Raw genomic sequence first — 10,122 nt, 5'->3', positions numbered from 1 at the left:
CCTGCTCGTGATCGGCGGCAGCCAAGGCGCGCGCATCCTGTCCGACATGGTGCCTGCCGCTGTCGCCGCCCTGCCACAAGATCTGCGCGACCAGCTTCGCGTGTCGCACCAGGCCCGCGGCGAGGATCACGCCCGCGTATCCGCCTTTTACGCCGAACATGACATTACCGCTGATGTGCAACCCTTCTTCACCGATCTCCCCGCTCGTATGGCCGAGGCGCAGTTGGTGATTTCGCGTTCCGGGGCGTCTTCGGTTGCGGATATCTCTGTGATCGGGCGTCCCTCTATCCTGATCCCGTTCGCGGCGGCCACGGGTGACCACCAAACAGCCAACGCGCGAGGGTTGGCCCAGGCTGACGCGGCAGTGGTGATCCCCGAAAGCCGGCTGAATTCCGCCGACCTGTCGGGCCATATCGCAGCGGTTCTGCAACACCCTGGCGCGGCCATAAAAATGGCGCATGGCGCTTTGGATCAGGGTCGGCCAGATGCAACCGACCGATTGGCGGGGCTGGTTGAACGGCTCGCCCAAGACAAACAAGCAGAGCAGGCAAGCACATGAAACACTGGGAAGCACGGATGAACGCGGCAACAAAACTCCCCCTGGAATTGGGCGCAATCCACTTCGTCGGCATCGGCGGTATCGGCATGTCCGGCATCGCCGAGGTGCTGCTCAATCACGGCTACCAAGTGCAAGGCTCTGACCTGAAGGCCTCCAAGATCACCGACCGACTCGCCAGCCTTGGCGCGAAAATCTTCACCGGGCAGGCTGCCGAAAACCTCGAAGGGGCCGAAGTCATCGTGATCTCGTCGGCCATCAAACCCGGCAACCCGGAACTGGACGAAGCCCGCCGCCGCGGCCTTCCCGTTGTGCGCCGCGCCGAAATGCTGGCCGAGCTCATGCGCCTGAAATCCAACATCGCCGTCGCGGGCACCCACGGAAAAACCACGACCACAACCATGGTCGCGACCCTGCTGGATGCGGGCGGCATCGATCCGACCGTCATCAATGGCGGCGTCATTCACGCCTATGGGTCCAACGCGCGCATGGGGCAGGGCGAATGGATGGTGGTCGAGGCCGACGAATCCGACGGCTCGTTCAACCGCCTGCCAGCCACCATCGCCATCGTCACCAATATCGACCCCGAGCACATGGAACACTGGGGCGATTTTGACCGCCTTCGCGACGGGTTCTATGACTTCGTTTCGCGCATTCCGTTTTACGGGCTGGCCGTGTGCTGCACTGACCATTCGGAAGTGCAAGCACTTGTGGGCCGAGTGGCCGACCGCCGCGTGCGTACCTTTGGCTTCAATGCCCAAGCCGATGTGCGCGCCGTGAACCTGCGCTATGAGGCGGGCGTGGCCCATTTCGACATCTCGCTGGCCTATGAAGACACGATGATCGAAGGCTGCGCGCTGCCCATGCCGGGCGATCACAACGTGTCCAACGCGCTGGCCGCCGTCGCCGTTGCCCGCCACCTTGGCATGAAACGCAGTGCCATCCGCGAGGCGCTGGCCGCCTTCAAAGGTGTGAACCGGCGCTTCACCAAAGTTGGCGAAGTGAATGGCGTGACCGTTATCGACGATTACGGCCATCACCCGGTCGAAATCGCCGCTGTGCTGAAAGCCGCGCGGCAGGCCACATCGGGCCGGGTAATCGCCGTGCACCAACCGCACCGCTATTCGCGGCTGCACTCGCTGTTTGAAGATTTCTGTAGCTGTTTCAATGATGCGGATGTGGTGGGGATCACCGAGGTGTTCGCAGCAGGCGAGGCCCCGATTGACGGTGCATCGCGCGAGGGGCTGGTTGCCGGGCTGATCGCCCACGGCCATCGCCACGCCCGCGAAGTCATGTCTGAAGACGATCTGGAACGCCTGGTGCGCGAACAGGCACGGCCCGGTGATATGGTCGTGTGCCTTGGGGCGGGGACGATCAGCGCATGGGCCAATGCCCTGCCAGAGCGGCTGAGCAAAGACTGAAGCACGCGCGCAACGTCGCCTTATGTGGCGGCGTTTCGCGGCGCGTGCCCGGTTGGGTCGGCGCGTGTGGTGTCGGCTTACCTTCCCCGGACACCTGAGTGAATGATCTTATCATACCTGCGCAAGCGAGGACTCCTCCTATCATGCGCAGCCTTTACTTGTGCCGCACCCAGAACCCGATAATCATCGGCGCTCGAAGGTCGCCCGCTGCTGGGGGATTGGGACCGGCATTGGGCGCTGCTCACCGACATTGCGCTGATCCAGAACGAGGTCTGGGATGCTGGCCCGGATGAGGTGAACAAGAAAGTAGTCGACATCTACCTCAAGCATACAGTCAGGCGCCAAACCGAGGATCTTCTAGTGGAAAACGCGCGGCTTCGCGCTTTGATACTTCAAGCTCCATACGCTCCACGGGATCATAACAATCCACCCGAGATTCTCGAGTTGGATCATCAACGATACTCTGAGGTTTGCGAAGCGGCATCAGTTGCACAAGATGCGGTTCAGGAAATCGCCACCGAAGCGCGCAAAGAGGCCCCGAGCCTTGGGCAGCTTGAAATCAGCGCCTCAAAGCTCTCTGAGGCCGTCAACACGGTTCTGCGGTACCTCGGCGCGAAATTTGATCTGGCAATCGATACTCTGATCAAGTGGGGTGTTCCTGCTGGAATGATGTGGGTGGTCGCCAAACATGATAAAATATTTCTGATCTTGTCCGATGTCAGGACATTGGTGGGGGCTGATCTTCCCTAACGCGGCCTTTTCTTGTTCAGGTTTCTGTGGGTGTAGTGGCGGACGCTGTAGGGCTCGGCGCTGATTTGCGATTGGCACCTTCGCCATGCCTTGCATCCGCCCCGCAATCCGGGGCAGAGCTTTGGGGGCGGCCCGGTGCCGACCTGTCGCCGAATGTTCGACAGGAGTCATACATGTGTCATACAGGAGTCATACGTGCCCATGGCGGCCTCTCGTCCTTTGTCCGAACTCACCTGGCTGCGCGTTGGTGGGCCTGCCGACCGGCTGCTTTTGCCCGCGTCCGAGGCAGAACTTGCCGCCGAATTGGCCGCGATGGACCCGACTGATGCGGTGTTTGTGCTGGGGGTCGGGTCGAACGTGATTGTGCGTGATGGGGGTATTCGCGGTACGGTCATCCGGTTAGGACGAGGGTTTAACAGCATTGAAATCAAGGGCGATTTGGTGGTCGCTGGTGCGGCTGCGCTGGATGCCCATGTGGCTCGCAAGGCGGCGGCGGCGGGTTTGGATCTGACCTTTTTGCGCACCATTCCCGGCGCGATTGGTGGGGCTGTGCGCATGAACGCGGGCTGTTATGGATCCTATGTCGCTGACCACTTCGTGTCCGCCCGCGCCCTGACACGGCAGGGCGACTCGGTAACCCTTAGTGCATCTGATCTGAATTTCCGCTATCGCCACAGTGACTTGCCCGACGGCTGGGTGTTGACGGAAGCCACGTTCCGCGCCCCCGAGGGCGGTGACCCGGATGTTTTAGAGCGCAAGATGGCCAACCAGATCGCCAAGCGCGATGCGACGCAGCCAACAAAGGACCGCTCAGCCGGATCAACCTTTCGCAACCCGTCGGGCGCATCGTCCACGGGGCGCGCCGATGATGTGCATGACCTGAAGGCGTGGAAGCTGATCGAAGACGCCGACATGAAGGGCGCAATACTTGGCGGTGCCCAGATGTCGACCAAACATGCCAATTTCTTGATCAACACAGGCACTGCGACTGCGGCCCATCTGGAAGCTTTGGGCGAGTTGGTGCGAAAAAGGGTTTTCGATTCCAGCGGGATAACGCTAGACTGGGAAATTATGAGGGTAGGTGAACCGGAACAATAACCCGGGCCCACCCCCAAGCCACCCGGAAAACCGGGGGTTTCGAGCAGTAAATGGGTCGAAATGGCCCGGAAATGAGGCAGGATCGTGTCAAACAACACGGGTCCCTTGGTCGCCGTCCTTCTGGGCGGTCCTTCGGCAGAGCGCGAGGTGTCGCTCTCATCCGGGCGCGAGTGCGCTTCGGCACTGCGGACGGCTGGCTATCGCGTCGTCGAGATTGATGCTGGTCCTGATCTGCCGATGCGTTTGGCAGATGCTGCCCCGGACGCTGTATTCAACGCACTTCATGGCCGTTGGGGCGAGGACGGAACTGTTCAGGGGCTTCTGGAATGGTTGGGCTATTCCTATACGCATTCAGGCGTTTTGGCGTCTGCTTTGGCCATGGACAAAACCCGCACTAAGACAGTCTTTGCCGAAGCGGGGCTGCCGGTCGTCGAGAGTCGCATTGTCGCGGCAGAGTTGGTGCGCAAGGCCCATGTGCTTGATCCGCCCTATGTGGTGAAGCCCAACAATGAAGGTTCGTCGGTTGGTGTCTACCTGGTTCAGGAGGCGTCGGATGCGCCCCCCAACCTGGGCACTGACATGCCTGAGATGGTCATGGTGGAGCGCTTCGCGCCGGGACGTGAATTGACCACGACGGTGCTTGGGGCAGGTGTTGGGGCTGCCGAAACGCGCGCGCTGACCGTTACCGATATCGTCACCGAGGGGTGGTACGACTACGACGCCAAATACAAGCCCGGCGGCTCGCATCACGTGGTTCCGGCAGACATTCCCGAAGCCGTGTTCGATGCCTGCATGCGCTATGCCGTCAGAGCCCATGATGCCCTTGGGTGCCGCGGAATGAGCAGAACCGATTACCGCTGGGATCCGTCGCTCGGTGTGGATGGGCTGATCTTGTTGGAAACGAACACCCAGCCGGGCATGACGCCGACATCGCTTAGCCCGGAACAGGCCGCGAGCTGTGGCATTGATTTCCCAACGTTATGCCGGTGGTTGGTGGAGGACGCGTCATGCGGACGTTGATCCGGGGGCGCAAAGCGGACCGCGCCGCGATTCCGCACGATCCCGCGCCGTCGCGGTTGCAATACCGTTTGAACCGTATGTGGTTGTCGCCCTTCATCCGGGTGGCGCTGATCCGAGTATTGCCTGTTTGCTTATTGATTGCGGCCCTTGGGGTCTGGGGCACCCGGCCTGCGCAGATCGCGATCATGACGGGATGGATTGTCGATGTTCGGGCCTCGGTTGAGGCGCGTCCTGAATTCCAGATCAGGCAGATGTCACTGACGGGGGCATCGCCGGTCTTGGCCAATGCGATCCGTGAACGGGTAGGGCTGGAGTTTCCAGTCAGTTGGTTTGATCTTGATCCAGAGGTGATCCGCGCCGATCTTGCGACGCTTGACGCTGTGGCCGATGTAGCCGTGTCGGTGGAGTTGGGCGGCGCGCTGCGGGTGGTTGTCACGGAACGGGAGCCAGCAATTTTGTGGCGGCGCCCGGGCGGGTTGGAATTGCTCGACGCAGACGGATACCGGGTTGCGTATATCGACCGCCGGGATGGCCGCGCCGATTTGCCTTTGATCACCGGGCGTGGCGGCAACGCGGCTGTGCCAGAGGCGCTTCGCCTTTTTGACGCGGCCCGGCCGTTGGGGGACCGCTTGATCGCCTTGAAACGTCAGGGCGAGCGCCGCTGGGACATGGTTTTGACGGATGATCAAGTGATCCAACTACCCGAAACCGGAGCACGCGCGGCGATGGAGCGCGTGTTGGCCATGGATGGTGCCATGGATCTTTTGGCACGAGACATATCGGTGGTGGACCTGCGCAACCCTCTTCGCCCGACGGTGCGCATGGGGCCAGCAGCGATGGAATACTTGCAGATGACGCGTGATTTCAGACAGGGGCTGTCGGTACAATGATCCAGCTTTTCGAAACCCAAAGAGCGATGCGGGCGATGCGCAAGGCTGCGATGCAGCGCGGTGTCATGGGCATTGTTGATCTTGGTACGTCCAAGGTGACCTGCCTCATCCTGCGTTTTGACAGTGGCCACATGCCGGAAACCGAAGGCGTCGGCTCTATGGCGGGGCAGGCGCAGTTTCGGGTGATCGGCGCGGCAACGACCCGTGCGCGCGGGATGCGGCACGGCGAAATTGAAGTCATGCAAGAAGCAGAGCGCGCGGTCAGGACCGTTGTGCAGACGGCTCAGAAGATGGCTCAGGTGCGAATTGACCATGCGATTGTCAGTTTTTCAGGTGCCTCCCCGCGATCATACGGGCTTACTGGCGAGGTCGAACTGGGCGGGCGCGAGGTGTCAGAAGCCGATGTGGCTGCGGTTCTGGCCAATTGCGACACGCCCGACATCGGGCTGGGGCGCGCAGTGCTGCATGCGCAACCGGTGAACTTTGCCCTCGACTATCGCAGCGGTTTGTCTGACCCGCGGGGGCAGCTTGGGAATAGCCTGACCGCTGACATGCACCTGTTGACTGTCGATCAAACCGTTGTTCAGAACATCATGCACTGCATGCGCCGCAGCGATCTGGAACTGGCTGGTCTTGCATCATCCGCATATGCAGCGGGCGTTTCGGCCATGGTGGAAGACGAGCAAAAGATCGGCTCCGCCTGCATAGATCTGGGCGCTGGAACGAGCGGGCTGTCGATCTTTTTGCGCGGTCACATGATCTATGCTGATACGGTTCGGATCGGCGGCATGCACGTCACGCAGGACATATCGAAGGGGCTTGGCATTCCGGTCGCGCTGGCCGAGCGTATCAAGACGCTGCATGGTGGTTTGATCGCCACCGGGCGCGACGATCGCGAGATGATCCCGCTGACTGCCGAGACCGGTGATTGGGAACATGACCGGCGCGAGATCTCTCGCAGCGAATTGATCGGGATCATGCGTCCGCGCGTCGAGGAAATTCTTGAGGCAGTTCGCGACCGATTGGACGCTGCGGGCTTTGATGATCTGCCAAGTCAGAAGATCGTCCTGACCGGGGGCGGAAGTCAGGTGCCGGGTTTGGCATCCCTTGCGGCGCGTATTCTGGGCCAGCAAGTTCGGCTTGGCCGACCGCTTCGTATTCAGGGCTTGCCCCAAGCGGCCACAGGTCCGGCATTTTCGTCGGCTGTTGGATTGGCGTTGTTCGCGGCGCATCCGCAGGACGAATGCTGGGATTTCGACATCGCCAATCAGCGGTATCCGGCCCGATCCCTTCGCCGCGCCGTGAAGTGGTTCAAGGAGAACTGGTGAAGGCAGCGCTATGTGGGGCGGCGATGCCTCGAAACAGGCATTGTCAGAAATATCCGAAATTGGAAGCGTGCAGGCTGCAGTTGTGCGCCAAGGCACCGTGTTGACCGCAACATAGGCGCAATGCGCGCCAAAGTGGTGGATTTTCGCCAAAACCTGTCAAGGCCTAGTGGTTTTTTGACGGTTTTTATTCATTTACGCGTGACCCGAAGGCCAGTCATGGTTAGGATCAGGTAAATAAGCAGTGCGCGGGCGCAAAGTTCGCGGGTCAGATACAGGCGGATCCAGACATGACATTGAACCTGACAATGCCGGAGCAGGACGAACTGAAGCCGAAGATCACTGTCTTCGGCGTTGGCGGTGCGGGCGGCAACGCAGTCAACAATATGATTGAAAAGCAACTCGACGGGGTCGAGTTCGTTGTGGCGAACACAGACGCGCAGGCACTTCAGCAGAACCAGTCACCAGCCAAGGTCCAGATGGGCCTTAAAGTGACCGAAGGGCTTGGCGCCGGCGCGCGGCCTCAGGTCGGTGCTGCAGCAGCCGAAGAGTCGATTGAGCAAATCGTCGACCACCTTGTCGGAAGCCACATGTGCTTTATCACGGCTGGTATGGGCGGTGGCACCGGAACGGGCGCTGCACCGATCATCGCACAAGCCGCGCGGGAATTGGGTGTACTTACGGTTGGTGTTGTCACCAAACCGTTCCAGTTCGAAGGCGCCAAGCGGATGCGCAAGGCGGAAGAGGGTGTTGAGGCGCTTCAGAAAGTCGTCGACACGCTTATCATCATTCCAAACCAGAACCTGTTCCGTCTCGCCAATGAAAAGACGACTTTCACCGAGGCGTTCTCGATGGCGGACGATGTCCTGTACCAGGGTGTAAAAGGCGTCACGGACCTTATGGTTCGGCCTGGTCTCATCAACCTCGACTTTGCGGACGTGCGCGCCGTGATGGACGAGATGGGCAAAGCCATGATGGGTACAGGCGAGGGCGAGGGCGAAACCCGCGCTGTTCAAGCCGCCGAGAAGGCGATCGCCAACCCGCTGCTTGACGAAATCAGCCTGCGCGGAGCGCGCGGCGTGTTGATCAACATCACGGGTGGATACGATCTGACGCTGTTCGAACTGGACGAAGCGGCAAACCGCATTCGCGAAGAAGTGGATCCGGACGCCAACATCATCGTCGGCTCGACCCTCGACCCGGATATGAATGGCACCATGCGTGTGTCGGTTGTGGCAACCGGTATTGATGCTGCCCAGAACACGGCTGAAACGCCTGTTCCACGTCGCCGTATTTCAGAGCCGCTGACAAACACGGTTTCTGCTGAAGCCGACAAGGGTGCGCTGCCGGAGCAGGTCGAATTGCCGGCCGTTGCCGCCGATGCATCACCCGAGATGCCGCTTGCAGCGAGTGCCGCTGACGCACAGCCGCAGGTGGATTCTGCAGGGCTGTTCCGTGATCTTGATCTTCAGCCAACGCAGACTCCGCAGCAGATTGCGGCAGATGATGGTCTTCCGCCGCCTGCGTATGTTCCGCAGCAACCCGAAGTGGCCCAAGCCAGCCCACAGGCTCCGGCCCCCGGCACACCATCGCCTGAGACGATTCGGCGTCTGGAAGCTGCGGTTCGCAAAACGCCGGAAGGCGCAGGGCCGCGCACCGCAGCTCCTGCACCCGTGGCAACACCGGCGGCCCATGGCGCGGATAAGTCACGCTTTGGCATCAACTCGCTGATCAACCGGATGACCGGCCAATCGCACGACCCGCGCGCGCAGGGCGGTCGGTCTCAGCCGCCGATGCAAAGCCTTCCACAGGACCAGCCCGAGGACGATGCGGAGCTAGACAAGATTGAAATTCCGGCCTTTCTTCGGCGCCAAGCCAACTAAACATCACACAATTATTTTAAAAGGGCCGGGTGAACCCCGGCCCTTTTTTGTTCATTTTCAATAATTTAGGTCCAGGTTATGCTGCATGAGCAAAAAGCCGCCTATCTGAAATGTTAACTGTTTCAAACCGACATGTTGTTTGAATTGTGATGCGCCGACTCTTCCAATAGCAACAGGATCAGAGAAGGCCCAACTTGGGCCGAGAACCAAAAATGTCTGGATCACGTGATGCAATCGACCATCGCAAATACGGTACAATTTTCGGGTGCGGGCCTCCACACAGGGCGTCTCGTCCGTCTTTCCGTCATGCCTGCCGACGTTGATCACGGCATTGTTTTTCATCGTACCGATCTCACCGGGGATGCAGCAGTTTTGCCTGCGCGATGGGATATGGTCGAGCAGACACCCTTGTGCACTCGGCTTATCAATGACGAAGGTGGTTCTGTTTCGACAATTGAACACCTTATGGCGGCTCTGGCAGGGCTTGGTATTTCCAACGCTCTGATCAAGATCGATGGACCCGAAGTTCCGATTCTCGACGGGAGTGCGGCGCCGTTCGTGCGGAAGCTGGTTCTGACGGGTGTGACGGCGCAGGACAGCGAAAGCCGCATTCTTAAGATACTGAAAACAGTCGAAGTTCGCGTCGGCGACAGTATTGCACGGCTTGATCCGTCGGACGGATTTCACATTGAATTCGATATCGATTTCGAAGATGCGGCCATCGGTCAGCAATCTCGGGCGCTGAACATGCGGAACGGTGCGTTCGTACGGACATTGTGTGACAGCCGTACTTTCTGCCGTCAGTCCGATGTCGATGCGATGCGCGCCAATGGACTTGCTCTTGGCGGGACGCACCACAACGCTGTTGTTTTCGACGGCGCACAAGTACTGAGCCCGGGTGGTCTGCGGCACGAGGATGAGCCTGTACGGCACAAGATGCTTGATGCGTTGGGCGATCTTAGCCTCGCGGGCGGTCCGATTCTTGGCCGTTACACGGGCGTTCGTGCCGGTCATGCCATGACCAACAAGCTGCTGCGCGCTGTTTTTGCAGACAGCTCCGCCTATGAGTGGGTGGACTGCGATCCGGCGACGGCTCTGTCGCTTCCGGGCGTTGGTGTACGCCCTTCTGATCTGGCAATGTCTGCCTGACCTGAGGGCAGACCGAACAAATCATTGGCA

Annotated in this window: 9 protein-coding genes; all 9 read left to right on the top strand. The window is 60.2% G+C overall.

Translation table 11 applies throughout. The features are described from left to right. Positions 1 to 559: glycosyltransferase (locus tag E2L05_RS13955; RefSeq protein WP_279512639.1), on the top strand; the 559-nt coding region annotated here is incomplete at its 5' end. A gap of 17 nt (positions 560 to 576) precedes the next feature. Then, positions 577 to 1,977: a UDP-N-acetylmuramate--L-alanine ligase gene (gene murC / locus E2L05_RS13950; protein WP_133343520.1), complete on the top strand. Its 1,401-nt coding sequence runs from the start codon at positions 577 to 579 to the stop codon at positions 1,975 to 1,977. Positions 1,978 to 2,271: 294 nt separating this feature from the next. After that, positions 2,272 to 2,727: a hypothetical protein gene (locus E2L05_RS13945; protein ID WP_133343515.1), complete on the top strand. Its 456-nt coding sequence runs from the start codon at positions 2,272 to 2,274 to the stop codon at positions 2,725 to 2,727. Between the two features lie 201 nt (positions 2,728 to 2,928). Then, complete coding sequence (murB, locus tag E2L05_RS13940) at positions 2,929 to 3,825, top strand: UDP-N-acetylmuramate dehydrogenase (RefSeq protein WP_133343514.1); 897 nt, start codon at positions 2,929 to 2,931, stop codon at positions 3,823 to 3,825. An 84-nt stretch (positions 3,826 to 3,909) separates the two neighbouring features. Next, positions 3,910 to 4,845, top strand: a complete 936-nt coding sequence (locus E2L05_RS13935) for a D-alanine--D-alanine ligase (RefSeq protein ID WP_243721985.1) — start codon at positions 3,910 to 3,912, stop codon at positions 4,843 to 4,845. Continuing rightward, positions 4,833 to 5,735, top strand: coding sequence for a cell division protein FtsQ/DivIB (locus E2L05_RS13930; RefSeq protein WP_165971773.1), 903 nt, complete (start codon positions 4,833 to 4,835; stop codon positions 5,733 to 5,735). The genes E2L05_RS13935 and E2L05_RS13930 overlap by 13 nt, the downstream gene beginning before the upstream one ends. After that, positions 5,732 to 7,063 carry a cell division protein FtsA gene (gene ftsA, locus E2L05_RS13925; RefSeq protein ID WP_133343512.1) on the top strand — a complete coding sequence of 444 codons (1,332 nt, stop codon included), beginning with the start codon at positions 5,732 to 5,734 and terminating at the stop codon, positions 7,061 to 7,063. The genes E2L05_RS13930 and ftsA overlap by 4 nt, the downstream gene beginning before the upstream one ends. Before the next feature lie 287 nt (positions 7,064 to 7,350). Continuing rightward, positions 7,351 to 8,943 carry a cell division protein FtsZ gene (gene ftsZ, locus E2L05_RS13920; RefSeq protein WP_133343511.1) on the top strand — a complete coding sequence of 531 codons (1,593 nt, stop codon included), beginning with the start codon at positions 7,351 to 7,353 and terminating at the stop codon, positions 8,941 to 8,943. Between the two features lie 228 nt (positions 8,944 to 9,171). Further along, entirely contained in the window at positions 9,172 to 10,092 is a 921-nt protein-coding gene (gene lpxC / locus E2L05_RS13915) for a UDP-3-O-acyl-N-acetylglucosamine deacetylase (RefSeq protein ID WP_133343510.1), read from the top strand. The last annotated feature ends 30 nt before the right edge of the window (positions 10,093 to 10,122 follow it).

The organism is Meridianimarinicoccus aquatilis (assembly GCF_004358675.1).
Classification (GTDB): Bacteria; Pseudomonadota; Alphaproteobacteria; order Rhodobacterales; family Rhodobacteraceae; genus Meridianimarinicoccus; species Meridianimarinicoccus aquatilis.
Note: the sequence above shows the minus strand (reverse complement) of the source record. Positions and strands in the feature narration are given on the sequence as shown.